This window comes from Nostoc sp. LEGE 12447, from assembly GCF_015206985.1.
GTDB lineage: Bacteria > Cyanobacteriota > Cyanobacteriia > Cyanobacteriales > Nostocaceae > Nostoc.
Window position 1 is genome coordinate 289,913 of the sequence record NZ_JADEXT010000002.1, and the last position, 26,766, is coordinate 316,678.

A 26,766-nucleotide genomic window follows, 5' to 3' on the forward strand; every position below is an offset into this window, starting at 1 on the left:
TCTAAAACAATCAAACATCTTCTGAGTTAGCACCTATGAAAGAAGAATTGATAGCCAGAATTATACAAGTATTGCAAATTAATATGAGTTGGATGACTTGGAATTTATTTCTGGCTTTTATACCTTTGGCTTTGAGTGTGTGGCTATTTCGCATGAGGCGCGGTGGCACTTGGCTTTGGTGGCTAGGATTCTTAGTTTTCTATGCTTTTTTACCAAATGCACCGTATTTGTTGACCGATGTAATCCACTTGATAGATGATATCCGCACAATTCAATCTGTGTGGATGATTACTTTAATACTCATACCTCTGTATTTGCTAGTAATTCTCGGTGGATTTGAAGCTTACGTAATATCGTTAATTAATTGGGGTTACTACCTACATCGCATCGGTAAGAGTCAATGGATTTGGCGCGTTGAGTTAATTACACATTTTCTCTGTGCTGTTGGTGTTTATTGGGGGCGATTTTTACGTTTCAACAGTTGGGATTTTATTACTCAACCCGATGCCTTACTTACTAAAGGGGTAGAAGAAATTTTGGGAAAACAACCCTTAGTAATTATTGCCATCACCTTTGTGGTCCTTGCAGGTTTGTACTGGATTATGAAACGAGTAACTTTAGGTCTTAGCAAGCCAGGTAGTAGAATCGGGATCAAGTCAGAAAGCACTAACTCTAACACGCCAAACATTTGATATTCCTAGCGATTTCAGATTTTAAATTTGGGGTTTTCATTAGTAATTCCATTGATGAATATTGCCTATCAAAAGAAAGATGCAATTAAACCCTCCTTAAGGTGAAATAAACTCAGAAGCAAACGGTCGGACTTTGACCACCACCATCTGAGAATAGCGTCCTATCAGATCGTTGAATATCGATGGTCTGATCTGATGTTTTTGATCCGTTTATAGGAGGGGTATCTTATGGAGTTAATTTCTAGAGAAGAAATAAAGACATTAATAGAACAGCCAAAAGGGAATTGTGTTTCAATTTATATGCCAACGCACCCAGCCGGGCCAGAAGTGCGACAAAACCCAATTCGGTTTAAAAATTTGGTCAAGGAAGCAGAGACTCGTTTAGTTGATGCGGGTTTGGAGGAGAAAGATGCGATCGCATTATTGGAAAAATCCCATGAAATTGATACCCAAGAATTTTGGGAGCAAAAGGGAGAACCAGGGTTAGCGATTTTTATTTCTGAAAATATTTTTCGCTATTATACCCTGCCAATTGATTTTCAAGAGTTGGTCGTGGTTACAGACCGATTTCACATCAAGCCACTGCTGCCAATTTTAAATGGCAATGGTCGCTTCTATATCCTGGCCTTGAGCCAAAAAGATGTCAGATTCTTTGAAGGAACACGCTACAGTGTTAATGAGTTGGAAGTAGAAAATCTCCCTAAAAGTCGAGATGAAGCTCTGCAAATAGACGAGACTGCTCAAGAAGGTGAGTTCCACCTCGCACCATCAAAAGGAGGAACCACTAATCCTTTTTCACAGTCAGGCACATTTCACGGTCAGGGAAGTCCTGACAGAGATAAACAACAAGAATACATACTACAATTCTTTCAGATTATTGATCGCGCATTACATGAGAAACTGAAATTGCAAAAAGCGCCTTTGGTACTGGCTGGGGTAGAGTATCTCTTGCCTTTATATAAACAGGCAAATACTTACCAGCATTTGATGGATGAAGCGATCGCTGGTAATCCAGAAATTCTCAGCGCCCAAGAGTTACATGACCAAGCTTGGCCGATTGTCGAGGCTGATTTCCAGAAGTCCCAAGAAGGGTTTTTAGAGCAATTTCACGAATTGTTTGGTGGTGGTACTGGCAAGGCATCTAACAACCTGAAAGAAATTGTCTCAGCAGCTTATTACCAACGAGTGGATTCATTATTAGTTGCAGTTGGTCAACAACAGTGGGGTTTATTCGATCCAACCTCAGAAACGGTTTATTTGCACCCAGAAAAAGAAACTGGTGATGAAGATTTGTTGGATTTTGTTGCTGCTCATACTTTATTAAATGGTGGCACGGTTTACGCTGTTCCTCCAGAACAGGTTCCATATAGCACACCTGTTGTAGCAATTTATCGATATTGAACAAACATTTTGACGGTGTTGTATAAAGCTGAATGTGCTATGTACAACACCAACGATTATTACTATGAGACTGTTGGCGAATTAAAAGAGGGTGAAACCAAACATCCCATAAAAATGGCAAAGGGATTATGATGAAGCAGAGGTAAAAAGAGCAGCAAAACGAGAGACACGGGTCTTGCCAATAGGAACATTAGACCACCAAGCCCACATCCGGGAGAGATTAATGGCGGCAGCAGTGGCGATATGTTGAAGATGGGTTTTGGCAAGACCAATGTAACGAGTGCGGCGCAATTGATATGCACGAATTCCTTGAGAAAGAGAGCTTTCAACACCAGCACGTTTAGAATAAAGTTGTTTAAACTGTTGGGTGTTTTGTCTAGCTCTAGCAGAGGAAAGAGCCTCATAAAGAGGTTGAGGTTTGAGGGTGAGAACACGGGACAACTTTGGCGAGTGAGTACATAGAGAGCGGACAGGACAAGTAGTACAATCACTTTTGTGAAAGCGTGCTTGAATCACAGGATTATCATAGTTATCCGTTCGCAAATGCCAAGATTGACTGGTGTGACCTTGTGGGCAAATAGCACGGCGATTGTGCCAATCGACAGTAAAACTAGAAGCGTCAAAACCAAGTTGGGCTTGGGCTTGCCAACTGGAATCAGGAGGTACTCTGCCAACGATGTCAATTCCTAACTCAGTCTGACTCGTTAGCAAGTGTTGGGCATCAACATAACCAGTATCAACCATGTGTTCATCTGGCAAGAGGTTTTTATCAGCCAAAGCTTGATGAATAATCTGAGTCATTTCCACATCCGCAGTGGTTGCAGATGTAGTTTCGACATTGGTAATTAGATGCGGTGCATCGTCATCACAAGTTTCTGTTAGATGCAGGGTATAACCTGTCCAATTCATTTCTCTTTTTGTGCGGTTACGCGCTTCAATATCATACGGAGACTGGATGAGCTGTTTGTTCGGTGGTAAGTTGTCGGCTTCTCGCCAATAGACTTGCCCCTGTTGTAGTTCATATTGCTGTACCCACACACAGCGTAAAATTTCTACCGCTTTGAGATGCCGTAACCATTCTGGGTTCGATGCGTCATACAAGGCTGCCAATAACTGATGACCACACAGCCAATGGTCAATGCCAAGCTTCGTTGTTCTGTTTTCGATTTTGGTAAGCGATATTGTTCAAATCTGGTTGCATAACGCGAATACCAATCTTCATTAACTATTCTTAATAACCATTCATCAGCAACCGTTGCTAACTGATTTAAGGCATGGCGTAAGGTTTCTCCAACACACTCTAAACGGTTGAGTTGCCGGATTGCTGCTAGTACATGGGTCGAGTCGGTTCTGGCTTTTCCCCTAGCTTTGAGCCAACCTTTGTTTTGAAAATGTACCAGCATCAAATTTAGCAATTCGCTTTCTCGCCCGCAAGCAATTAATCGACTGCGAAATTCACTTAATACTGTGTAATCAAAACTGCTATCAGTGATTTCTAGTGCCAATGCGTATTTCCAATCAATCCGACTCCTGACTGCATCTGCCGTTTGTCGGTCAGTCAAACCTTCGGCAAATTGCATCACACTTACTAATGCCAACTGTCCTGGTGATATGCCGCTTTGTCCACAGTCTGCCCGAAACAATGTTACAAAGTCATTATCAAGGTACAGTACTCCCAGTTCATCCCGCATTTTCATATACACGTTTCCTTTGGGAAAGCATTTTCGTGCTACTTGCGCTGTTGTTTCTGGAATCAATGACCAGTCTCGCAGATGAAGAGTCATACCTGATTATTTATGCCACTTTTGTCTCACAATTATTCTGCTCACTAATTACTCCCTTGTTTTATGAGGGGTAAGACCCCTCACTTATTCGCCAACAGTCTCATGGAATTCGCTGCTTTAGGGACGTTTGGAAAGTATTTCGTCTGGAAGCCGCTTATGGATTCAATTTAATTGGGAAACTAGGATTAATCGGTAAATTAGGATTAATCGTGATACTAGGAACTACTTTAATCAGGCGAGAAACAGTGATATCAATCAGCTTATCTTGATTTGAGGCACTATGTCCTCCTTGTGATTGTCCAACGGAACATAAGTCATTTTTGTTCGGTACGAATAACCAGCTAGAAGGAGAGCAACCTATCCAAAAGTGTCTGATCATTTGAATTCTTGCTGTTGCCACAAACTCTCCCAGATTATTATAAGTTATGGGGCCACTAGCAATTAAGTATTGAGCAGAAGCAGGGGAAGGAGGCTCATCCGTTGGGCCTGCGTGTGAAAATTGTTTTACTACTGTTTGCGGATTTGATGAAATGCCGGAGTTAAATGTCACCTTATTATTCGTAAAAATTGTTGAGCTAGGATATAAAATTGGCCATGTGGTACCAGCACCAACATGAGGAACATACTTTGTACCATTTTCTTGATAGGATGCAGGTAAGAAGTATTGAGGGCCAATAAAAAAGTTTACCGATTCTCCTGATTTAATAACTAATGGATTGGGAGGAGAAGAAGTTCCACCGTATTGAGCTCCAAGACTTGGATTTAATAATGGTCTATTTTCTCTTGGCATGAGATTTAGAGCTTCATAAACATCAATATCCAAGCACGTCTTTGTTGAAGCACCAGGGCAACTATTAGTTTTTTGAGCTACAGCTTTTGAAGTTTGTGAATCTGTCCACGAATCCAAAGTTACAATTGTTGCTGTCAGACTAGCAATGGAAATACAAGCCACAATTGCTGTTGTAATAAATACGAGAATTTTTTTCTTCATAAATTCAACTCCAAATCAATCAAAATTTATTAAAAATATCTCTGTTTTGCCAAAGCAAATCTAAACTATGAATAGGATCTCCAAAGATTTTGACTAGTTTCCGCCCTAGCGCATAAAAATAAAATCTATATAGACTACAGAGAAAATACCTTGCCTTTCGGAAAATATTTCAAAATAATTTCGTCAGCTTTTAGTGGGAGCTAACCTAGAAAAAATCATTGTTCGCAATTACAGAACATATTATATTTAGTCACGCCCATCTACTTAAAGCGCTTTTCTTGTGTAAAATACTGTAATTCATTGTGTGACAAAGTATTATAATAGATAATACTTCTTAATAAATTTATTCATCAGGTGTTTCTTATGCCCTTGCGCCTATTGTTGACGACGCGCTGCTGCTAAAATTAGGCGTTGTTCAGCACGAGCGATCGCCTGATATGTTCGCTCAACTGCCTCCGGTTCAACAGAAATGGAAGTTATGCCCCATTCCACTAATTTATCGATGATTTCTGGATAGAGGGCTGGTGCTTGACCGCAGATTGAACAAGGTATACCGGCACTTTTAGCCATTTGGATCAGTTGAGCGATCGCACCCATAACTGCGGGATGACGTTCATTAAATACTTTTGCTAGCTGTCCTTGTTCTCGATCCACTCCGAGCAATAATTGGGTTAGGTCGTTTGTACCAATGGAAATTCCGGCTGCACCTGCTTTCACATATTCCGGCAGCAAAAATAGTACGCTTGGCACTTCCGCCATCATCCACAATTGAAACTGCGACACCTCGGTTAAAAGAGCTTGCTCAACTTTGCGACGGCAAAAGACAAATTCTTCTACAGTCCGCACAAATGGTAATAGTAGGTTGACATTGCTGTAACCAGCCTGCTGTACCCTTGCTAAAGCTTGCAGTTCTAACTCAAACACTGCGGGATTTCGTAAATAGCTGAAGGTGCCGCGTTCACCCAACATCGACTGGGGTGAATATTCTAAATTATCACTCAATGATGGTAAATCCTGCGATCGCCAATCTAAAGAACGATAAAAAACTGGTCTTGGTGCAAAAGCACGAGCAAATTGCCTAATCTGCTCAGACCATAACTCTAATAATTCTGCCTGACGACCGCCTAAAATCCAACTATTGGGATGTTGTCCGTCCAATATATTTAATACCATCAATTCTGAGCGCAATAATCCCACGCCATCTACAGGGAAGCTTTGCACTTGTTCTATTAAACTGGACTGACTCAAGTTAACCAGTAGTTGGGTAGCAATCATGGGTAGATGAGAAGTAAAAGTAGGATAGGGCGCTTTCGGGTTGGGGTGATGTGGGGAAAGAAGTTTTTCTTCTCTCTCTTTCTCCATCTCCTCCTTTGAGTCTCCTTTGATGCGATAAACTTCTCCTCTGTCGCCATCAAGCAGTAGTCGTTCGCCCGTTTGGATTAAGGTTGTGGCAGATGTTGCGTTTACTACTGCTGTGATCCTTAATTCTCTCGCCAGAATTGCGGCATGGCTGGTTAATCCACCTTGTTCTGTGATAATACCAGCAACTTGGTGTAGTAATGGTAGCCAATCAGGAGTGATTGTTGGTACTACTAAAATCACATCCTTGGGTAGTTGTTCGGGTTTCTGTTGTGAATTATTAATTACTAAGGCATTGGCCACAACACGTCCCCCTGCTGCTCCTAGTCCCCTGATGAATTGTCCGTGGGGAATTACAGATTGGGGAGAACTAACTTGTGTGATGTAGAGTTTGTTAGATGTGTTTTGTTGAGCAATAGTCCATTTAATAGTGAAAGTTTTGCCTAGTTCACTTACTAGTTGAGTTCCCAGAGCAATTATTTGCTGTAAATATTCTTCTTGTAAAGCGTACTGTTCTTGTTGGGCTTTTTGAAGTACGTAGGTACTTAGAGAAATGTGATCTGGTGTTAGTACTGAGTTAGGTGTGGGTTGCGAAAAAGCTTCAGATGCTTCATCATTCACACCATAAGCCAGCATTTTATTGCCTAACTGTTGCTCAAGCACAACCCCCGTTGCCTGTTGAATGTAGTAAATATCTGGCTGGACTTCACCAAGAGCGATCGCAATTCCTAATCCCCTAGTAGCCTCAATTTCCCACCCAGAGGAGTTGGCTTTGAGCAAACCACTGGCGATCGCATTCTCAACAGGTTGCACCAAAACTGCTAGATTTATTTGTTGTAGATTAATTCCTGCTCGTTGCCAATATAGGAGACTTCTGGCACGAAATATCTGACTCCAAGTGCGCTTTAACGCCCAAGCGATCGCTTCAGGTTCGCACTGGCAAAACACCGACTCCAGCAAACCAGATATATTCTTTATACCTGGAGTCGTATTTGATATTGATAAGGTAGGTCGAAGAATCAGACAGCTAGTTTGCCATTCCTTAGCTGCTTGGAAAATTGTACTCACCCACTGCTGCGGCACAGTCGCAGTGAGAATTTCTTGGCGCAAGCGACCAGCTACCTGCTGAAGTTGCCGCCAATTAGTAACATCTAGATGTAACGAAGAATGGGGTAAGTCAGCTACTAATGACTCTGAACTATTGAGATTTTCAAGAAATTGCCGCAAAATTTCTGCCGAAACGACAAAACCAGGCACCACCGGATAGCCACGCTGCATGATTCTGCTCAAGTAAAATGCTTTGTCACCTACTTTGGCGCGGTCTTGTAATTTAATTTGGTCTAGCCAGTAGAGTTTGTCCACTCAATTTGTTAGTTGTCTATTTGTAGCCACAGGCATTTCCTTCGGGTGCGTTATCAGCCATAAATCCACTGACTCTCTACTAGGAGGAGTTTCCAGTATTTACATTTAATTTGCTGACCTTATTAGGGGTTAATTGCTAGTGGTCTGTCTCATTAATTTTCCTAGGTGTTCAGATCCCCGACTTCTTAAAGAAGTCGGGGATCTGAACACCTTAACCTTTCAGAAATTGCCTATTAAGCCAAGATTAAGTTCAAAAAATAAAGCAGATGACTAGATGATATAAACTTTCAATTACATCCATTGAATTAGACTCTACCAATATAAAGAGTAAAATATTTTTGCACTATTTTGTAAAAAAATTAATAATTAACCTAGTACACTCTGGCGGAAAGTTGCCAACCTTTAACAAAGGTATTTTTTCCCAAGTCTTGTTAATTGAGATGGTAACTGCATTTTCCCGTGCTGTACTATGTATATAAAATTATTTACACCAGACTAAACATTGCCAAACACTTACTACATTGCAACTAATGATTGGCTAAATATCAGCTTCAGATTATGCTTTGCGTTATTTATAGGAGCGATTATCGGCTTAGAACGCCAAATTAGCCGCAAACCAGCTGGTTTAAGAACTCACACGCTAGTGAGTCTAGGTTCATCTGTGTTTACCTTGATAATTATGCAAACAGGAGGATTGCAAAATAGTCCTGATGCACTTAGCCGCGTCATTCAAGGAATTGCAGCCGGTGTAGGATTTCTCGGTGCTGGAGAAATTGTGCGCCAATCTTCTCAAGAATCACAGCAACTTGAAATTCACGGACTCACATCAGCAGCAGCTATTTGGGTTTCGGCTGCATTGGGAATTGCTGCCGGTTGTGGTTTGTGGCAGTTAGGATTGATTGGTACTCTACTGACTTTTCTGATTCTCAACGTTTTTAAAAGGTTAGAAAAACGTCAATAAAAATTAGGATTTCAGCCTGATCCATAAATATTAACTATTGTCAATCAGCCATTTTTAAGGAATTAAACGGTTAACAAATCCCTTTTCATCTATGTGTTTTATAGTTGTTAGGTAGTTTATTTAACTACCTTTAAACCCCAGAGGTGTAGAGAAGCCAGTACGTTGCAGGGGTTCTCACCGTTGTAACAACTGGCGCAACACAGAGAAAAAAAGAGATTTTAGAGTCATCTTGAAAGGGCTAATCCTAAATCATCATTAATTTGCGATTATTTCTCCTGCTTTCACAAAAAGAATTTGGGAGGACTTTAACCACTGGGAATCAAAAGAACCCAAGTGAGTGGTAGTAATTAGGGTTTGAAAGCGGTCTTGAATAGCATCAAGCAATTGATTTTGGCGGGATAAATCTAGTTCGGCAAGAACATCATCAAGTAATAGTAATGGTGGCTCTTTGACAACTTCTTCAATTAATTGTAATTCGGCTAATTTTAAGGCTAGAACCAGCGTTCGTTGTTGACCTTGAGAACCGTATTGACGAGCGGGTGTCTGGTTAATAGTTAATTCTATTTCGTCTCGATGGGGGCCGACAAGAGTAGTACCTTGGTGCATTTCAGCAACGGCTCGCTGCTGGATTTTTGCTAAAAAAGCTTGCTGTACTTCTTCTGGATGGTTATCCTCTGAAGGAATATTAGGCACGTAATTGATTTGCAGAATTTCTGTACTGCCGCTAATACTGGCGTGCCAAGCACTAGCAATAGGAGCCAATCTTTGGATGGCGCGATCGCGTCTTCTAATTACTCTGGTTCCTGTGGTCGCTAACTGTGCATCCCATACCGCCAGTTCTGAGTGTAGAGACGTTGCATCCAAAGTCTCTACATGGCGTTTTAAAAAGGCATTGCGCTGGCGTAATACATGATTATACTGCTGCAAAATGTGAGCATAAACTGGTTCGAGTTGAATTAAGAGTGTATCCAACCAGTTGCGGCGACCTTCCGGGCCGCCGCGTACTAGGTCTAAATCCAGGCTGGAAAACTGCACTGCGTTGAGAACGCCGAGAAAATCCATTTGACGGCGGATAGACTCACCATTGAGAGCAACGCTCCGGCGACCATTGCGCCGGAGGGTTAAGGTAAGGTCACTAACGCCTGTTTGTCGCTCAAGGGTGGCATTAATTTGGGCTATAGCTTCCCCTTCTTGAACCAAATCGCGATCGCGGGTCATGCGGTGCGATCGCAATGTCGCCAGCAACTCTACCGCCTCCAACAAATTCGATTTTCCCTGAGCGTTATTACCTACCAAAATTGTTTTGGCAGCAGTAAATTCAACCTTTTGGTCTTGATAATTGCGAAATTGTCGGAGGTTTAGAGTTTTCAGGTACATAAGTTCAATTTTGGATTTTAAATTTTAGATTTTGGATTGAAGATAAATCTAAAATCTAAAATCTAAAATCTAAAATTTCCTTTTCAGACAGCCTTCTTGCCCATAATCCGCAGAAATATCTTCTCCGCTTCAATCCAGACAAACATTAAAGCACTGAAACCAATACAAACGCCCAATTCCTGCATATTCAGGTAGTGAGTACCAAAAAAATCTCGCAGGGGTGGGACATAAACTAGCATCAACTGCAAAATCGTGGTGACGACAACAGCCGCTAGTACAAATATATTAGAGAAGGGATTCATCTCGATGGCTAGGCGATTGTTAGAGCGAATAGCGATCGCATGTCCCATTTGGGCAATACACAAGGTAGTAAATACCATTGTTTTCCAAGCTTCGGGATCGCCCTGATACCCAGCAGCATGGGTATGTTGATAAGCCCACCACATTAAGGCAATGCTGATAATGGCAAAAATGATCCCAATGCGAATCATGTAAGAACCCAATCCCCTAGCAAAAATACTTTCGCGGGGGCTAAAAGGCGGACGTTGCATGACATCCGGTTCTGGAGGTTCCACAGCTAATGCCAAGGCTGGTAAACCGTCTGTCACCAAGTTCATCCACAAAATTTGTAAGGGAGTCAGGGGAACGCCTCCCAAACCAATTAAGGGTGCAGCGGCAATTGTCAGAACTTCACCAATGTTACTGCCCAAGATGTATTTAATAAAGCGGCGAATGTTGGTATAAACAACTCTACCTTCCTTGGTGGCGCTGACAATTGTAGCGAAGTTGTCATCAAGTAACACCATATCGCTGGCTTCTTTACTGACATCAGTGCCAGTAATGCCCATTGCAATACCGATGTCGGCTTGTTTGAGGGCTGGGGCATCGTTAACACCATCGCCCGTCATGGCGACAAATCGTCCACGGCGTTGCAGTGCTTGGACAATTCGCAGTTTGTGTTCTGGGGAAACTCTGGCATAAATGCTCACTAGGTCAACATTTTGCTCTAATTCCTCGTCACTCATCCGTTGCAATTCTTGACCTGTGAGAACACGATCACCTTCTTGGGCAATTCCCAAATCGGTAGCGATCGCTCGTGCTGTTAATTGGTGGTCGCCAGTAATCATTACTGGGCGAATACCTGCATCCCGACATTCTTGGACTGCTGCCCTCACCTCTGGGCGTGGCGCATCCAGCATTCCCACCAATCCCAGCCATACCAAGCCTTGCTCAGATGCTTCATCTGAACCTTCCGGTGGAATTTCCGCAAGAGATTTGTAGGCAAAACCTAGTACCCGTAAACCTTTACTAGCCATTTGGTCATTTTCTGCCAAAATTTTCTGGCGTTGTTCTTCGGTTAAGGGGGCCGAGTGATTGCCCAAATAAATCTGAGTGGAACGTGCCAAGGTTAACTCTGGAGAACCTTTGGTAAACATTAAGTAAGGTTCAGATTGGAGAAAATCGGCGATCGCTGGGTCAACGCCTCTCGAAGACGCTTCACCTGTGGCGACTCCCTCCACTTGAGAAATCACGCTCATCCGCTTGCGTTCCGAAGAAAAGGGGAACTCAGCGACGCGAGGTAACTTACTGTTCCACTGGTCTTTTTCGATTCCGGCTTTTCCCGCCAGGCTAACTAATGCCCCCTCTGTCGGATCTCCCAAAATTGCCCATTCACCTTGTTCTTTTTGCAACACTGAATCATTGCAAACAGCACAGGCGACTGATAACGCGGAAATTTCTGGAGACTCCTCTAAGGAAACTTTTTGACCATCTAACTGAAAGTCCCCTGTAGGAGCATAACCTTCGCCGGTGACGCGAAAAGTTTTGTCATTGGTATAAACCGATTGCACGACCATTTTATTTTGAGTCAGAGTGCCGGTTTTATCAGAACAGATGGTTGTTACAGAACCTAATGTTTCTACTGCTGGCAGTTTGCGAATCAAGGCATTTTGGCGCACCATTCGCTGGGTTCCCAGTGCCAGTGTAACGGTAATTACAGCTGGTAAACCTTCTGGTACCACAGCAACCGCCATACTCAAGGAAACTTCCAAGAGTTCTTGGATGTTTTTAAAACCTCCGTCCTTGATGACACCACCAACGACAACGATCGCCACCAGAATTAAAGAACCCGTAACTAGGACATTACCCAGTTGAGTCATACGTTGCTGTAAAGGCGTAGGTTCACTTTCCACCGCCTGCAACATCGCAGCAATTTTACCCAATTCTGTTGTCATGCCGGTGTTAGTCACCAGAACCTTACCGCGTCCTTGGACTACTTCGGTTCCTTGATACACGACATTAAGGCGATCGCCTAATGATGTTTCCTCCGGCAATTTTAGTGATGCCTGTTTATTCACCGCTTCGGCTTCACCAGTCAATGCCGACTCACGCACTTGTAAATTAGACTGTTCTATCAAACGTCCATCCGCAGCTATCTGCATTCCAGCTTCCAGCAGCATTACATCCCCTGGAACTAGTTCCTTGGCTGCTATCTCCACCAGTCTGGTGTCGCGGATGACCCGTACTAAGGGAGAAGTCATTTTTTTCAGGGCTGCCAAGGCTTTTTCGGCACGGCTTTCTTGGACATAACCGAGTATGCCATTGAGAATCACAATTGCTAAGATAGCGATCGTATCTTTAAATGGCACTTCACCGGGCTTCAAATCGCCCGCCCGCAAAGCCATCAGGTCTAAAAACCCAGAAATCAGAGCTACGCCAATCAGCATCAACAACATAATGTTCTTGAACTGATCTAGCAGAATTTCCCAAGCACTACGGCCAGCACTTTCTTCAAGTTCGTTGGGGCCGTATTTTTGCAACCTCTGTTGAATTTCTTGAGGTGTTAAGCCACTGTCTGCATTACTATCGAGCAGTTCTAGCGCTTTATCAACTTCTAAACTATGCCAAACGGCGGCACCTTCAGGCAGAGAATTAGCAGACATCGTGTAGGTCACAGCAAATGGTTACAAAATTCGATCATAATTTAGTGATGGCAGGAATTCCATCTTCTAAAGTTACATTAAGGCGATCGCCTAGATATGTGAAGGAGACGGAAGGAACTTTTCAGTTGGGGATTTGACCCCGGATGAATTTAAGTCATTGAAGTCATTGAACTATCATTAATGGGGTTTTAAACCAAGCTTGCTCTGGTGAGAGCAGTTCAAGAGTGAGGACATTTTTCCTCCTGTCTTGCTTGATAAATGTATATGTAATTCTTAACATTTGTAAATCCCCCCATTTTGACATAGTATTATTTCTCACGAAAGAGTTGATCGGAACACATTTTACCGATAATTATGAGTAATAGAGCTTTGAAGCTTTGTTACAGAGGATATGTCACAATTAATTTTAGGCTGCCATTCCTTTCATTTCATCCCGTAGTCAATAGCCAGGATGTATGGCACGATTGCATTTCTTCATTTTTAATTTTGCGGAAAGTTGAGCCAGTCCCTTGTGTATTTCGCCGCTCAAGTAAACTGGAGTGCCATTAGGGTTTCCCAATCTAGCAAACTTTTCCAGCTGAATTTTGAATTTTGAATTACCCAGGCGTGCTAAACCATTCAATAAATATGCTTAATATGAGTTTTGCACTCCCCACTTTGACCGTTAGCCAGATGTTTGGGCAAAAAACAATTCGACCGCTTACTGCTGCTACCCTGTGTGGCATTACTTTCATTAAAGATAGACTCATTGCCATTGACAGTATTAAAGGGCATCTACTGGAGATTGATCCCACCTCTGACAACAGCAAAATTCTCAATCCCCATCAAGTTAAAGAATTTACCGATGTCACTGGTTTAGCGGTATGGGAAGATTCCCTGTGGGTGAGCCGAGAAAATAGTGTTTACTTGTGCAAGCTCAATGCTTTAGGTCTGGAACATTTTGTGACATTGCCTTATCCGGCTGACGGCGTTGCTGTTTGGGAAACAACAGTTTATGTCAGCTGCCAACGGCTGGGCTACATTTTGGTTTATGACCGCGAAACCCGAAAAGAGATTACCAGATTTTATGCCCCTGGAGTTGGGATAGAGAATTTAGCAGTTAACCAAGAAATGCTATGGATTTGCGATCGCACCGAACAATCAGTGTACGCAATGGACAGGGCAACAGGAGAACTTCAATTTAGTGTCCTGACACCGTTTGAATGTCCTACAGGTATAGCAATACATAAAAATGGCGAAACCGGTAAGGAAAGTATTTATGTTGCCTACGCCTCAGAGGAGCCTTATATCCGGGATAACCCCAATGCCGATCCGAGTCATGAGCTAACATTCCGCGATCGCACTTTTATTCATCCCCTGCATTATCATTACCAACCAGATAAGCGCTACGCTCTCTCTAATGGCTATCTCATTGAAATGTCTTATGCTGAGGAAATTGCACCCTTAGACGAGGTGTATTTACCTGATGTAGAATGGCGCATCGCCCTACCTTCGGAAACTGAGCGTCAAAAGGTGAAACACGTTGAAGCAATTGGTATACCCTTTACAGAAGAAGTAATAGAAGGGCAACGTGTAGCAGTCTTTAAATTTGATTCTCTTGCTCCAGGTGAACGGCATGTATTTGGCTGGAAAGCACTTGTGGAAGTTCGAGGAATTAAGTATCGCATCACACCTAGAGATGTTGAAGATATACCTGAACTATCTCCAGAATTACAAACACGCTACCTAGTAGATGACGACGATTTAGCAATGGATACTACCATTGTTCGCCGTGCCGCCAGAGAAGCAATTGGTTCTGAAACCAACGTACTGCGGAAAATGCACAGTATCCGCAACTACGTATACGACCAGTTATCTTACGGTATTAAGCCTTACATTGACACGCCAGATATAGTTTTAGAACGGGGCGTTGGTTCCTGTGGGGAATATGTCGGCGTATTGCTTGCCCTAGCCCGTTTGAATGACATTCCCTGCCGCACCGTAGGTAGGTACAAATGTCCTCCCCATAGTGACTTACTAGGAGTACCGCTACAACCAGACTTTAATCATGTTTGGCTGGAGTTCTACGTCCCGAATTTTGGCTGGTTGCCAATGGAATCAAATCCTGATGATGTGGGTGAAGGTGGGCCTTATCCGACGCGCTTTTTTATGGGCTTATGCTGGTATCACATTGAAATTGGTAAAGGTATCACTTTTGAAACCGTGACAAGTCAAGGTGCGCGGCTAACCAAAGAAGATATCCCCATCGGTGATTTGGCAATTAATCATATTCGGTTCACAATTCTTAAAGAATTACCACCTTTTTAAATTAGGACATCGGGTATTATTTCAGGGTTGAATTATCAATAAAGCCAGGTTTTTTCGTTGCAATGCCTGGGTTTGGCTGTGCCTATAGATCTCGAAGTAGCATATTTTCGTTTTTGGTCTCAGCAATTTACAAAATTGCGTTGCTCGCCTCTTTTTCCAGAGGCTATATTTTTAGCTGCTTGTAAGAAAATTACTTGACTAATTTTCTTACCTGTCTTAACTGTCTTAACTGTCCTTGCATTTTTATTTGGATGCTGAGAATATTGAGAGGCATCTATAAAAATAGTAGAATATCAACAATTTATCTAGGTTTTTAATTGGTAAAGACTAATTAAAAACCTAGATAGCAATTCTTAAATTTTATAGATAGCATTTGCCAAATAGTAAATTCTCAAAACAATCAAAGAGGTAATTCATGAGCAATCTTAAAGAAGCAATACCTGCTTGAGAATTTATGAAAAAGAACTTAGGTATTTCAGAAGCTCCTGCTGAAGCGTACCTTAACTACGGATATGCACTGCTTGCTATTGCTGGAGCTGATGGAGAGGTTTCAGAAGCCGAACTTAATTGGTTACTAAATCATCAGCGTATAGTTGGCGCTCCTGAAGAACTAATAGAAAAATATAAAACATTTGAATACAAAAATGCTGACTTAGAAAACCTGCTGAGTAAGATTACAGTTGATGTTTCTACTTGGTCGAAATCAAGGTCATTGTTGTATCATGCAATTCAAATGTCCCGTGCCGATAATGATTACTCAATTGAAGAGCAAAAGGCTGTAAAAAAAGCAGCTAAACTACTGAAGGTTGAAGATGATGTTGCGCTTGCTCTCAATAAGTTGATAGAAACAGAAGAAGCAGTAACTGCATTACGTAAGGCGCTACTACAAACAGAGGTTTTAGCTTAAAGGTATTCCAGAGAGTAGGGTGTGTTATGCCGTAGGCTAACGCACCTTAATACTCTCTGCTTAACGTGAGTTCGACAAGTCTTATTTGACCTCTCCCCCTCTCTCCGACACGGAGAGGAGAGTAAAAAGCTAAATTTTTCGTTGCTCCTCCCTTTCCGTTTCGGAGAGGGAGAGGTTCATCGAACTCACGTCTGCTTAACCACAATTTTCGTCTAGTTCTAAACTCTTATTCCTATTCAAGTATTCTTTAAACAATTCAAAACGTTTCTGTAGTGCCTCATGCTCTTCTACAGAATCGAAAAGTATTATTTTAGACCATGACTGACCTGAGTTAATTCTATATTTTTCTTCAATCCATAAAATTACGAGGATTTAGCAGATGTTTTTGAACATTGAACCAAGATAAATAGGTAAACCAATTAGCTATGGCTCTTCATTACTTCTTATGCTAAATACGTCTGTAAATAAGCTTAAAATCCTTGCTGGGCAATAATAACAGCCGTTAGTATTAGCATTTGAGCCTTGATTCAGAAATTGAAGCTATAACTCCCTGTAAGGCTTGATTTTCAGGGTAAGTAAAGGACTTTAATTAAAAGTCCAGCATACTACGTACTGAAGAACCTTAGCTATTAACTCTTAAACTTGGCTGTGGATATGATTGAGTTTGCTTAAAATCGGCAAACTCACAGATGGAGTTAAACGGGCAAAACCGGCAGTGGGAGCCAGGATTTGCAGGAAAAATCTTACTGAAATTAGTAGTTTTTTCCTGATATTTTTGCAAATCGTGCTGGTGCTTGTGGGCAATATTAGCTAACTCAAATTTTAAAGATTCTAACTCGTAATTATTGATGCTAATTAACTCAGACTTTTTACATATTTCTAAATTATAAAATGATGCGACAGCTTCGTGTTCAGGGTAAAGATAACGAGCAGCTAGCAAATAAACTAATGCCTGTCGTTTGTCAAAAGCTGACTTACCTGTTTTGAAATCTAAAATATGTAAAGTCCTATCAGATTCAATGAAAACGCAGTCCATAGCCGCATATAACCGAAAGCAATAATCCTCTTGTTCAACTACTATTGGCTTAGGAAAACCTTCATCACCCGGAGTTAATTGGATAATATCTTTATCCAAAAGCAACGGCGCATTATGATATTTTTGCAAAATTTGCAGCACGCGTTGCTGAACTTGAACGCTTGAATTGCCTAATTTAAGTAGCTGTGCAACTCTTTCTACACCATCTGATTGCTTCAGCAGATGCCTATGATGATGAAACTCATAAACACCTTTTTGCGCGAGTATGCCAATGCGCTGGGGTGCAGTGGCTTGCGCTAGCAGTGCTTTGACTTGTGGTTCGTGTTGCCGTGCTTTGATAAACCCCCGTCTCATCTGGCAATGCCAGCGTTCTTGCCCAGTCGCTGGGGCAACTAGAGACCAAAGGTGATAACTGGCAAAAGGTCGATCGGGGGTTGACATTGCTCAGAAACAGTGAGAGAAAATACGGTGGGGAGAAGTTTAAACTAAGCCTTACTTAGAAAAGAACTTCGGAGGATAGTTGCTGCTAAACACGCTTTGCAGGAAGCTTTTATAGTACTGATAATGTACGGGAGCAAGTGGCAAGAATGTCTAGCAAGATAAAATTTGGCACCGATGGATGGCGAGGGATTATTGCCGATGACTTTACTTTCCCCAACGTGCGAAAAGTAACAAGGGCAATTGCCACTTACTTGGAAACAGCCTACACAAAAGATAGACCAGTACTTATTGCCTACGATACTCGCTTTTTAGCTGACCAGTTTGCCAAAACTGCGGCCCAAGTACTGGCAGACTTAGGTTGGACTGTGAAAATTACCGTTCGGGATTGCCCCACACCAGTAATTGCCTACAATGCCCGTCACCTAAATTCCGCAGGGGCGTTAATGTTTACTGCTAGTCATAATCCAGCACCTTACTGTGGAATTAAATATATACCCGATTATGCTGGGCCTGCCACTCCAGAGATTACTGATACTATTGTGGCAAATATAGAAAGTGCATCGGATGAGTTACCTGGAAGTAACCCATCAGGTTCAATTTCAATTTTCGATCCCAAACCTGATTACCTGCAATTTATCTACACTCTACTTGATATAGAAAAGATCAAAAGGGCTAATTTAAAGGTAAAGTACGATGCTTTGTATTCTACCTCCCGTGGCTATTTAGATGAAGTTTTGCAGCATAGTGGTGTTCAGTTAGAAAGTTTCCACGATTGGAGGGATGTTTTATTTGGCGGTGGAATGCCAGAACCCAAAGGAGAACAATTAGTTGAGTTAGTGGAAGCTGTAGTCCGCGATCAAGCTGATTTGGGCTTGGCGACGGATGGAGATAGCGATCGCTTTGGTATTGTTGATGAACAAGGAACTGTCCTCACTCCGAATACTGTGTTGTTAGTTCTAGCACGTCATTTAATTAAAAACAAAGGTAAAACCGGCGCGATAGTCCGCACTGTGGCTACAACCCACCTGCTGGATAATTTCGCTGCTAAAAATGGGCTGCAAATTTACGAAACAGCAGTTGGTTTTAAATACATCGGTGAAAAAATGCGGGAAACTGCCGTATTAATTGGTGGAGAAGAATCAGGCGGTTTGAGTATTATCGGGCATATTCCCGAAAAAGACGGGGTATTAGCCGATATGCTGGTGGCAGAAGCGATCGCTTATGAAGGTAAACCTTTAAGTCAGATGGTTAAAGAAGCGATCGCTGAAGCCGATGGCCCACTTTACAACAACCGCCTAGACTTGCACCTCACAGAGGCGCACAAAACCGCCGTCATCGGCTCCTTTACTAAAAATCCACCTACAGAGGTAGCAGGAATTAAAGTCAAGGAAGTCGGGCGTAAAGACGGTATTAAGCTGTATTTAGAAGAAGGTAGCTGGGTTTTATTGCGTCCCTCCGGTACAGAACCACTGGTGCGCGTCTACCTAGAAACCAACACTCCCGAAAAACTCACCCAAATTGCCCAAGAGTTAGAGAGTGTCATTGCTAAATTAGAGGGATAAGAATTAGCAGTTAAAAATTAAGAGTTATAAATTAACAATTCTTCACTTCTATTAACAGTTATCTCACTCCTAACTTTGCTCAAAGTATGAAAACTTTCGCTCCATTTTTGACATCTCTAGTTGTAGCGGTTTGGGTAATAGCGATCGCAGTTATTTCAGTTCAAAATGCCACACCCGTATCGTTAAAATTCTTAACATTCCAATCGATTCAGATACCACTGGGTTTAGTGTTAGCTTTTAGTGCTTGTTTTGGGTTAATTGGCATGGCACTGCTGCAACCTCTTTGGGGACTTGCTGGTATTGGACAGCGTAATTCTCGATTAGAAGACGATGCGGAATTTTTTGTTGACGATGAAGATTTTTGAGAATTGATAGCTGTGCAGTATCAAAACATTATTACAATCGAACCAGGAAAACGAGGTGTTAAGCCTTGTATTCGAGGAATGCGAATTACTGTATACCATGTTTTATCTTGTCTTGCCTCTGGCATGACCTACGAGGAATTACTTGATGACTTTCTTTATTTGACACAAGAGGATATTTTGGCTTGCCTAAGCTATGCAGCTAATCAATAAAGGCTATGAGCGCAACTTATAAGGCAGATTTTAATTTGTGGATTGAAGAGACAGCCCAACTATTGCGATCGAATCGCTGGCAGGAAGTTGATGTAGAACATCTGATTGAAGAGGTTGAAGGCTTGGGCAAAAGTGAAAGGCGGGGTATTGCCAGTCAACTAACTCGCTTACTGTTGCATTTGCTCAAGTGGCAATATCAACCCCAGCGTCGCTCAGATAGTTGGCTCGATTCCATCACTGATTCTCGCACCCAAATTGAGTTAGCAATAGAAGATAGTCCTAGTCTTAAGAGCTATCCTACAGAGCAACTTGAGGAAAGTTATCAAAGGGCACGTCGCCAAGCAGCCAAGCAAACGGGGATACTTTTATCCGTGTTTCCAGAAGAGTGCCCATATTCTGTAGAGTTAGTGTTGGATGAAGACTGGCTACCAGAAGCAAGCGATATTTGATAACTGTAATTGTGACTGTGTGGTATGAAGCGCACAACACAGCCACTTAATATACATTGGTGAGTTTTGCAAAAGTCGCTTTTATTTCTTCATCACTGGCAAAGTCTCCAGCATTCGCTTCAGCAATACCCTTTTGAATTTCCTCAATTTGCCACTGATATATCTCTAGATAAGCGGCTACCGCCTCATTAAGTATGTAGCTGCAATCGCAGTTGCAATGAATTGCGATCGCATCAAGTGCAGCCTTGCGATCGCTATCTATCAGAAACGTAATATTTTCTGGCTCTTCAGTTCCTTTTATGGAGTCGAATAAATTTTTTGCTAAAGCACAATTGCGAATGCCCAAGTCACCTGTAACAATAACAGTTAAGGTAAATCCTGAAACTTTTGCTTGGTTCAAAGAGCAGGGAGACACTGCCGAAGAGCAGATGGCAATCGCACTCGTCTAGTCCTAACACTAAAATATAAGTTACAGTCTTGTGGAGATGATTGGTAATGAAAATTAAAGCAGTTATCTGGCAAGAAGACGGTGTGTGGTGTGCTTCTGTACCTGCCCTACCAGGATGCCACACTTGGGGAGACAGCTATGAACATTTGTTAGAGATGCTGCAAGATGCAATTCAAGGTTGGTTGGAAGTTGCTAGCGAACGAGAAGAACTTGATCCGGAGAAACAGTTGGTTGAAATATCGCTATAAAAGCGGTTTCAGGTAAAGCACTTTGTAAAATTTTGGAACGGCAGGGTTGGGAATTGAAACGGATTACTGGCAGTCATCATATTTACGTAAAGGAAGGTATTGATGTAATCCTCTCCGTTCCGGTTCATAGTAATCGAGATTTACCGATTGGAACTTTGAAAAGTATTATGAAAGATGCTGGACTTACCGAAGAAAATTTGGACTAAAAGCGATCGCAATTATCCCAAGTTCACATAACAGCAGCTAAGTTGAGCAGTTTTGGGTTAGTTGTAGCTTCAGATAATCAATGAAATCCAGAATTTCTGTATCAGTGAGTTGTAGACGCGATCGCTTCCCATATTTCTGCTGCAAATAATCCCTTCCCTGCTCTGGAGTCCAATTTAATTGGGCTAAATATGTGTCAGTTTTAGCTATAAAAACATCATGCGGTTCAGGCGTTTTTATATTGTGAATTGTTTCTGATTGAGATTGATTTTTATCTGGATTAAAATTGTGAATTTGATTAATTTTTAAACTTACTTTTTGCCCTATAGCTTGCCAGTCTAATTTCTTATGTCCATCCCAACTAACACCTACAGAACGATAAGTTATTGGATCGTAAATTTTACAAAAAACTACATTACTATCTCCAGGACTAACGGCGATCGTTAGTGGATTACACAATTCTTTATAAGTAAGGGTATCTAAAGATAGCAATAAACTTTTAGAAAAGAAAGAGTCGCTACCTGAACGGATAATATAAGGTTTATCTGCCAAAATATATAAATCGTTTTTTTCAACTGGCCCGAATTTAGTTTCAACCTTTTTATTAACTTCTATATCTGTAATTACCCCAGTCAAAGCTCTCTCATAAATTGCGATGCGTTTTTCATCTTCAGCAAGCATATACCAACAATGATCGGGTTCTTTGCTGACAAAGACATATTGAGGTTTTGGGACTGCTCCAAATCCTAATTTAACTTCCATATTTTTGATGAAGGTTTTGGTAAATATATTTATTGAGCAACTAGCTTTTCCCATTTGTACTGTCAAGCTATGAGTTACTTTATAGATATAATTCCCAAGCCAGCAAGCAAATTCACATTAAGGCAGCGAAAATTCCGAAATTTGGTGAATCTATAACAAACTTTCTGGATCGAGACCTAGCGCATTCAACCTTTCAATTAACATTTTCACTTTCTGTTCTGCTTCCACACGTCGCTGTTCTTCAAAAGCTACGCGTTCTTCCGCTTCTCTAATGCGTTCTTCTGGTGTGAGCAATTTTTGCCCTTCCTCGTCATACCAGTACAGCCATTCCCGGACTATACCTTGATAAATTCCTCGTTCTCGACCAATTCCTAAACCAATTTCTGGTAGCCAAACGGGATTTCCTGACATTAAGATATATTCCCCATCAACTAGGTGATACACCTCCAAAGGTGTCTTTTTCCGGCGAAGGGGACTATACACAACATAGTACAAAATTCCTAATTCTTTGGCATAGAGTTCTTTCTTGCTGCTATGTTCTTCCCGATATATTTGAGAAACAACTTCTAGTGCTAAAATTGGCAGCTTTTTTTCTTCCCACAGCACATAACTTAGGCGCAAGTCCTCATCAATTACACGTTTAACTCCTAAGCTGAGAAACCCATCAGGGACGATGGCTGGCTTGTCTGGGTGATAATAAATACCCATATCAACACCAAAAAACCAATCCCAACGATCGCACCAAACTAAAGCCAGTGTCGTTTTCAGCAAGCCGGGAATTAAATTTTGGACTTCATTATCCACAGGGGTATCATTTGAGTCGGGTAGCTCTTCGGAAGATGGCAAACAATGTAGCGGATTGTAGTTTAACATGAGCGGTTTTGCCAAATCTGATTCTAGATAGATTGTACGTAATCTATTGATGTGTGATCGCAGCGACAGAATAAAGAACCATTTTTAGCGATGCCGAATAGCCTGTCGTAGCCATAGCTTCTCTTTATTTTCAGTATTGAAAAGCAATTGCAAGTGTAATTTTCTAATTAGGTAATTTTTCGGTACTGACTATGAGAGTGTCTAACCCACAATAGCAAAAAAGGGTGGAATATTGTTCAACTAGAACATTCCAGAAGTCGCAGAGTATTCAATTTCATGGTGAATTTGGTAGCTGGGCTGATTAGCTATACCTACCAAGAGAAAAAAGCTTTTCTCAACCTTGACTCCGAAAATATGGCGTAGCTGGAACTTAGCTGATTTTTAGCCCGATTTTTTTCTGAATCGTACTTAAGTATCAGATATGTCACCACAGAGCCATTCACGAATTTTAATCAAACACTTTTTAGCCGTTTTTTTACCATTATCGGCCTTCCTTGGAAGTGTTGTAGGGACTATTTATTACCAACAGGTACAGACGGAGAAAATTGTATTAAAAACTAATGAATTTGACAAGGTAGATTTACAAACAAAAGTAATTAGTGGAGACTTTCACTCCGTTGTTTCAGATGTGATTGTCATTTCTAAACAAAACGAGCTACAGAGAATTTTAGAAGGAGTAGATGCAGATAAACAGGCACTATCCAGAGAATTCTTATCATTTTCTCAATATAAAAAACTTTACGACCAAATTCGCTTTTTGGATCAATCAGGTAAAGAAGTTGTCAGAGTCAACTTCAAACAAGGTGAACCAGAGATTGTCCCCGAAGAAAAACTGCAAGTGCAAGCCAAGCGCTACTGGTTTAATGACACTTTGCAACTGAGTCAAGGAGAAGTGTTTGTCTCTCCTCTTGACCTCAACATTGAACGAGGTCAGGTTCAACAACCCTTGAAGCCAATGATCCGCTTTGGCACACCCGTTTTTGATCGTCGTGGACAGAAACGAGGCATTGTAGTGTTAAATTATTTCGGTGCTAAACTGCTGGATAATTTTAATCAAGCTTTCGCTAACGTACCTAGTCAGGGAATGCTGCTGAATGCTGATGGTTATTGGTTAAAAGGGGCTAAATCTGAGGACGAATGGGGATTTATGTTTCCTGATCGCAAAAACCATACTTTTGGCAAAACTTTTCCTCAAGCATGGCAGCAAATTTCTCAAAAAGAATCGGGACAATTCCAAACTGCTGAGGGAATGTTCACTTTTACTACAGTTTATCCACTTCTTGAAGGACAAAAATCTAGTACAGGAGCAGGACAGGCTTTTGCACCAAGCCAAAATCAAATTGATACGAAATCCTATTATTGGAAGATTGTCTCATGGGTATCACCAGAGATGTTGATGGCCAAATCAAACCGATTTTTGAGCCAATTACTACTTCTATATGCTGGGTTAGTAGGACTCATTGGCATTGGTTCTTGGCTACTAGCAAAAGCTAGTGTCAATCGTCAGATGGCCCAGCTAGAGTTAAAGCAGTCTGAAGCTGAGTTACGAAAGCTAGTTAAACGGGAAAAAATTCTTAAAACTCGTTTATCTAGTCAAATTCGCAACTCGTTGGATCTAAATACGATTTTGAGTACAGTAGTAGTTGAAGTTCGGGAACTGCTACAGATTGATCGATGCCAGTTTTTTTGGTGTCATCAAGAAGATGAATCTACTAGTTTTGAACTCAGTCAACAAGCTTGCGCTCCCGACTTGCTAGAACCTTTAGGCTGTTCTCCTATCCAAAATGTGGAAGCACTGAGTGAGGCTATTCTGCAAGGAAATTTGCTTTGCTTTGATGACATTGCAACAGATCCCTGGCTTGATTTCAAAAATCGGAATTTACTGGTGACATTGGGCTTTAAGTCTCTACTAATAGTTTCGGTTCAAACTCAGTCGGGTCGCTTGGGTGTGATTGTCTGCGAACATAGTAGGGCGCTGCGTTCTTGGAGTGATGAAGAGGTGGAACTGATTCGAGGCGTAGCTGACCAGTTAGCGATCGCCATTGACCAGGCGCAATTGTATAATCAAAGCCGCGCTGCGACTGCTGCTGCAACTACTCAAGCAGAACAACTCAACCAAGTACTGCACAATCTCAAACAGACCCAAGCTCAACTAATTCAAACTGAAAAAATGTCGAGTTTAGGTCAATTAGTGGCTGGGGTAGCTCACGAAATCAATAACCCAGTTAACTTTATCTACGGTAATCTGACCCATGTAAATGAATATACGCTGGGCTTATTGGAACTGGTAGAACTTTATCAAAAGTCCAATGCTAATCCAACACATGAAGTACAAGCTTATATAGAAGCGATCGATCTTGACTTTATGGCTGAGGATCTACCTAAAATCCTAAGTTCAATGAAAATGGGAGCTAACCGCATTCGTGAAATAGTTCTATCCTTGCGGAATTTTTCTCGACTTGACGAAGCGGATATGAAGCCTGTCAACATTCACGAAGGTATTGATAGCACACTACTGATTTTACAAAATCGCCTCAAACAAACGTCTGGAAATACCGGAATTGAGATAATAAAAGAATATGGTGATATCCCTTTAGTAGATTGCTATGCTGGACAACTCAATCAGGTATTTATGAATCTCATCAGTAATGCCATTGATGCCCTAGATAGTTATAACAGTCAGCGAACTCTTGAAGACATAGAAGCTAACCCCAGCCAAATTGTAATTCGTACTCAGTTACGCAACCCAGATCGCATAACTATACAAATTGCAGATAATGGTGCTGGCATAAACCCAGCAGTTAAGCAACGATTATTTGACCCTTTCTTTACCACAAAACCCGCAGGTAAAGGCACAGGATTAGGATTGGCAATTAGCGCTCAGATTGTCGCAGAAAAACACAATGGAGCTATCTGGTGTATTTCAGAACCAGGACAGGGAGCAGAATTTTGGGTTGAGATTCCGATCTCTCAAAGTAGTACACTAGCTACTACAAGTACTGCCACTCTATCCAGAATTTGATGTTACTCTGGACAAATGGAAAATGATATGAATAATTATAGCGACCGTGCTGATTTTGATAGCCCTTGGAAAGAAATTATAGAAGCTTATTTTCCCCAAGCAATGCATTTCTTTTTTCCAGAAACTTCTGCATTAATTGATTGGGAACATCCCTACGAATTTCTAGATAAAGAATTCCAACAAATAGCTCGTGAAGCCGAACAAGGTAAAAGATATGCCGATCAATTAGTCAAAGTTTGGCAAACTCAAGGGGAAGAGCTTTGGTTATTAGTCCATGTTGAAATTCAGGCACAAAAAGAAGATAACTTTAGTAAGCGGATGTTTACCTACAACTTTCGCATATTTGACCGCTTTGATCGACCAGCAATTAGCCTTGCGATTCTCTGCGATCCAAACCGCGAATGGCGACCAAGCAATTATAGTTACAATTATCCCAATACTCGCTTAAATTTTGAATTTGGCAGTATTAAACTTTTGGATTATGAAAATAGATTTGGCGAGTTAGAAAATAGCGATAATCCATTTGCAATTGTTGTCATGGCGCATTTGAAAACGCAGCAGACATGCTCATCACCAGAACAACGCAAAATATGGAAATTTAGCTTAATTCGCAGACTCTATGATTTAGGTTTAGAAGAGCAGGATATTCGCAACCTGTATCGATTTATAGATTGGGTTATGATATTACCAAAGGCATTAGAAAATCAGTTTTGGGAAGAGTTTAAACAATTTGAGCAGGAGCGAACTATGAGATATGTAACTACAGGTGAGCGCATTGGCTACGAGCGCGGAAAACAAGAAGGCAAACAAGAAGGTAAACAAGAAGGTAAAAAAGAAGGTGAACAACAGCTTATTTTAAGGTTACTACAAAGACGAGTGGGAGAATTATCACCAGAATTGCAAGAGCGCATCAAATCTCTTTCTTTAAATCAATTAGAAACCCTTGGCGAAGCTTTGTTAGATTTTACTGGTATGGAAGATTTGCTTAAGTGGTTGCAAACAAATCAATCAGCTTAAAATCTATTTTTATAAAAATTCACTTAACCCTATACAGGATTTTTTA

21 protein-coding genes and 1 pseudogene are annotated in these 26,766 nt (G+C 41.4%); 13 read left to right on the forward strand and 9 right to left on the reverse strand.

The window, feature by feature from the left end; all coding sequences use genetic code 11:
- Nucleotides 1–35 precede the first annotated feature (35 nt).
- The gene (locus tag IQ274_RS03700) at nucleotides 36–692 is read left to right on the forward strand and encodes a DUF1361 domain-containing protein (RefSeq protein WP_114084385.1); all 657 of its coding nucleotides are present in this window, start codon (nucleotides 36–38) and stop codon (nucleotides 690–692) included.
- 228 nt (nucleotides 693–920) lie between these two features.
- Nucleotides 921–2,093 carry a hypothetical protein gene (locus tag IQ274_RS03705; protein WP_193867387.1) on the forward strand — a complete coding sequence of 391 codons (1,173 nt, stop codon included), beginning with the start codon at nucleotides 921–923 and terminating at the stop codon, nucleotides 2,091–2,093.
- A 126-nt stretch (nucleotides 2,094–2,219) separates the two neighbouring features.
- On the opposite strand, the pseudogene IQ274_RS03710 reads toward IQ274_RS03705, so the two are convergent.
- From IQ274_RS03710 to IQ274_RS03720, 3 genes and pseudogenes are all read right to left on the reverse strand, one after another.
- Nucleotides 2,220–3,877 (reverse strand): annotated as a pseudogene (locus IQ274_RS03710) (IS1182 family transposase).
- Nucleotides 3,878–4,031: 154 nt separating this feature from the next.
- Complete coding sequence (locus tag IQ274_RS03715) at nucleotides 4,032–4,868, reverse strand: hypothetical protein (RefSeq protein ID WP_193867388.1); 837 nt, start codon at nucleotides 4,866–4,868, stop codon at nucleotides 4,032–4,034.
- A gap of 375 nt (nucleotides 4,869–5,243) precedes the next feature.
- Nucleotides 5,244–7,589, reverse strand: coding sequence for a putative PEP-binding protein (locus tag IQ274_RS03720; protein ID WP_193867389.1), 2,346 nt, complete (start codon nucleotides 7,587–7,589; stop codon nucleotides 5,244–5,246).
- A gap of 502 nt (nucleotides 7,590–8,091) precedes the next feature.
- On the opposite strand from IQ274_RS03720, the gene IQ274_RS03725 reads away from it, so the two are divergent.
- On the forward strand, nucleotides 8,092–8,550 hold the full coding sequence (locus IQ274_RS03725; protein WP_193867390.1) for an MgtC/SapB family protein: 459 nt from the start codon (nucleotides 8,092–8,094) through the stop codon (nucleotides 8,548–8,550).
- Nucleotides 8,551–8,805: 255 nt separating this feature from the next.
- Here the strand turns inward: IQ274_RS03725 and recF are convergent, their stop codons facing one another.
- A complete protein-coding gene (gene recF, locus IQ274_RS03730; RefSeq protein ID WP_193867391.1) occupies nucleotides 8,806–9,927 on the reverse strand; it encodes a DNA replication/repair protein RecF in 1,122 nt (373 codons plus the stop codon).
- 83 nt (nucleotides 9,928–10,010) lie between these two features.
- Entirely contained in the window at nucleotides 10,011–12,869 is a 2,859-nt protein-coding gene (locus IQ274_RS03735) for a cation-translocating P-type ATPase (protein ID WP_163927456.1), read from the reverse strand.
- A 636-nt stretch (nucleotides 12,870–13,505) separates the two neighbouring features.
- Here IQ274_RS03735 and IQ274_RS03740 point away from each other — a divergent pair.
- Nucleotides 13,506–15,176, forward strand: coding sequence for a transglutaminase-like domain-containing protein (locus IQ274_RS03740; protein WP_193867392.1), 1,671 nt, complete (start codon nucleotides 13,506–13,508; stop codon nucleotides 15,174–15,176).
- A gap of 454 nt (nucleotides 15,177–15,630) precedes the next feature.
- Nucleotides 15,631–16,083, forward strand: a complete 453-nt coding sequence (locus tag IQ274_RS03745; protein WP_193867393.1) for a TerB family tellurite resistance protein — start codon at nucleotides 15,631–15,633, stop codon at nucleotides 16,081–16,083.
- A 622-nt stretch (nucleotides 16,084–16,705) separates the two neighbouring features.
- On the opposite strand, the gene IQ274_RS03750 is transcribed toward IQ274_RS03745, so the two are convergent.
- On the reverse strand, nucleotides 16,706–17,560 hold the full coding sequence (locus tag IQ274_RS03750; protein WP_163927458.1) for a PD-(D/E)XK nuclease family protein: 855 nt from the start codon (nucleotides 17,558–17,560) through the stop codon (nucleotides 16,706–16,708).
- 146 nt (nucleotides 17,561–17,706) lie between these two features.
- On the opposite strand from IQ274_RS03750, the gene IQ274_RS03755 reads away from it, so the two are divergent.
- The 4 genes from IQ274_RS03755 (at nucleotide 17,707) to IQ274_RS03770 (ending at nucleotide 20,146) form a co-directional block, all read left to right on the forward strand.
- Nucleotides 17,707–19,122 (forward strand): phosphoglucomutase/phosphomannomutase family protein, encoded by a 1,416-nt coding sequence (locus tag IQ274_RS03755; protein WP_163927459.1) that lies wholly within the window; start codon nucleotides 17,707–17,709, stop codon nucleotides 19,120–19,122.
- A gap of 86 nt (nucleotides 19,123–19,208) precedes the next feature.
- Nucleotides 19,209–19,487: a LapA family protein gene (locus IQ274_RS03760; RefSeq protein WP_194141468.1), complete on the forward strand. Its 279-nt coding sequence runs from the start codon at nucleotides 19,209–19,211 to the stop codon at nucleotides 19,485–19,487.
- Between the two features lie 12 nt (nucleotides 19,488–19,499).
- On the forward strand, nucleotides 19,500–19,697 hold the full coding sequence (locus IQ274_RS03765) for a DUF433 domain-containing protein (protein ID WP_194141469.1): 198 nt from the start codon (nucleotides 19,500–19,502) through the stop codon (nucleotides 19,695–19,697).
- A gap of 5 nt (nucleotides 19,698–19,702) precedes the next feature.
- Nucleotides 19,703–20,146, forward strand: coding sequence for a DUF29 domain-containing protein (locus tag IQ274_RS03770; protein ID WP_194141470.1), 444 nt, complete (start codon nucleotides 19,703–19,705; stop codon nucleotides 20,144–20,146).
- A gap of 46 nt (nucleotides 20,147–20,192) precedes the next feature.
- Here IQ274_RS03770 and IQ274_RS03775 read toward each other — a convergent pair whose 3' ends face one another.
- Nucleotides 20,193–20,546 (reverse strand): CopG family ribbon-helix-helix protein, encoded by a 354-nt coding sequence (locus IQ274_RS03775; protein WP_228058020.1) that lies wholly within the window; start codon nucleotides 20,544–20,546, stop codon nucleotides 20,193–20,195.
- Between the two features lie 95 nt (nucleotides 20,547–20,641).
- Between IQ274_RS03775 and IQ274_RS03780 the strand changes: the two genes are divergently transcribed.
- Together IQ274_RS03780 and IQ274_RS03785 are read left to right on the forward strand one after the other, a co-directional pair.
- Nucleotides 20,642–20,842 (forward strand): type II toxin-antitoxin system HicB family antitoxin, encoded by a 201-nt coding sequence (locus IQ274_RS03780; protein ID WP_114084373.1) that lies wholly within the window; start codon nucleotides 20,642–20,644, stop codon nucleotides 20,840–20,842.
- On the forward strand, nucleotides 20,839–21,048 hold the full coding sequence (locus IQ274_RS03785; protein ID WP_194141572.1) for a type II toxin-antitoxin system HicA family toxin: 210 nt from the start codon (nucleotides 20,839–20,841) through the stop codon (nucleotides 21,046–21,048). The genes IQ274_RS03780 and IQ274_RS03785 overlap by 4 nt, the downstream gene beginning before the upstream one ends.
- 37 nt (nucleotides 21,049–21,085) lie before the next feature.
- Here IQ274_RS03785 and IQ274_RS03790 read toward each other — a convergent pair whose 3' ends face one another.
- Nucleotides 21,086–21,808, reverse strand: a complete 723-nt coding sequence (locus IQ274_RS03790; protein WP_194141471.1) for a hypothetical protein — start codon at nucleotides 21,806–21,808, stop codon at nucleotides 21,086–21,088.
- 150 nt (nucleotides 21,809–21,958) lie between these two features.
- On the reverse strand, nucleotides 21,959–22,681 hold the full coding sequence (locus tag IQ274_RS03795; RefSeq protein ID WP_194141472.1) for a Uma2 family endonuclease: 723 nt from the start codon (nucleotides 22,679–22,681) through the stop codon (nucleotides 21,959–21,961).
- A 421-nt stretch (nucleotides 22,682–23,102) separates the two neighbouring features.
- On the opposite strand from IQ274_RS03795, the gene IQ274_RS03800 reads away from it, so the two are divergent.
- Together IQ274_RS03800 and IQ274_RS03805 are read left to right on the forward strand one after the other, a co-directional pair.
- Nucleotides 23,103–25,703 (forward strand): ATP-binding protein, encoded by a 2,601-nt coding sequence (locus IQ274_RS03800; protein ID WP_194141473.1) that lies wholly within the window; start codon nucleotides 23,103–23,105, stop codon nucleotides 25,701–25,703.
- A 27-nt stretch (nucleotides 25,704–25,730) separates the two neighbouring features.
- The gene (locus IQ274_RS03805) at nucleotides 25,731–26,720 is read left to right on the forward strand and encodes a DUF4351 domain-containing protein (RefSeq protein WP_194141474.1); all 990 of its coding nucleotides are present in this window, start codon (nucleotides 25,731–25,733) and stop codon (nucleotides 26,718–26,720) included.
- The last annotated feature ends 46 nt before the right edge of the window (nucleotides 26,721–26,766 follow it).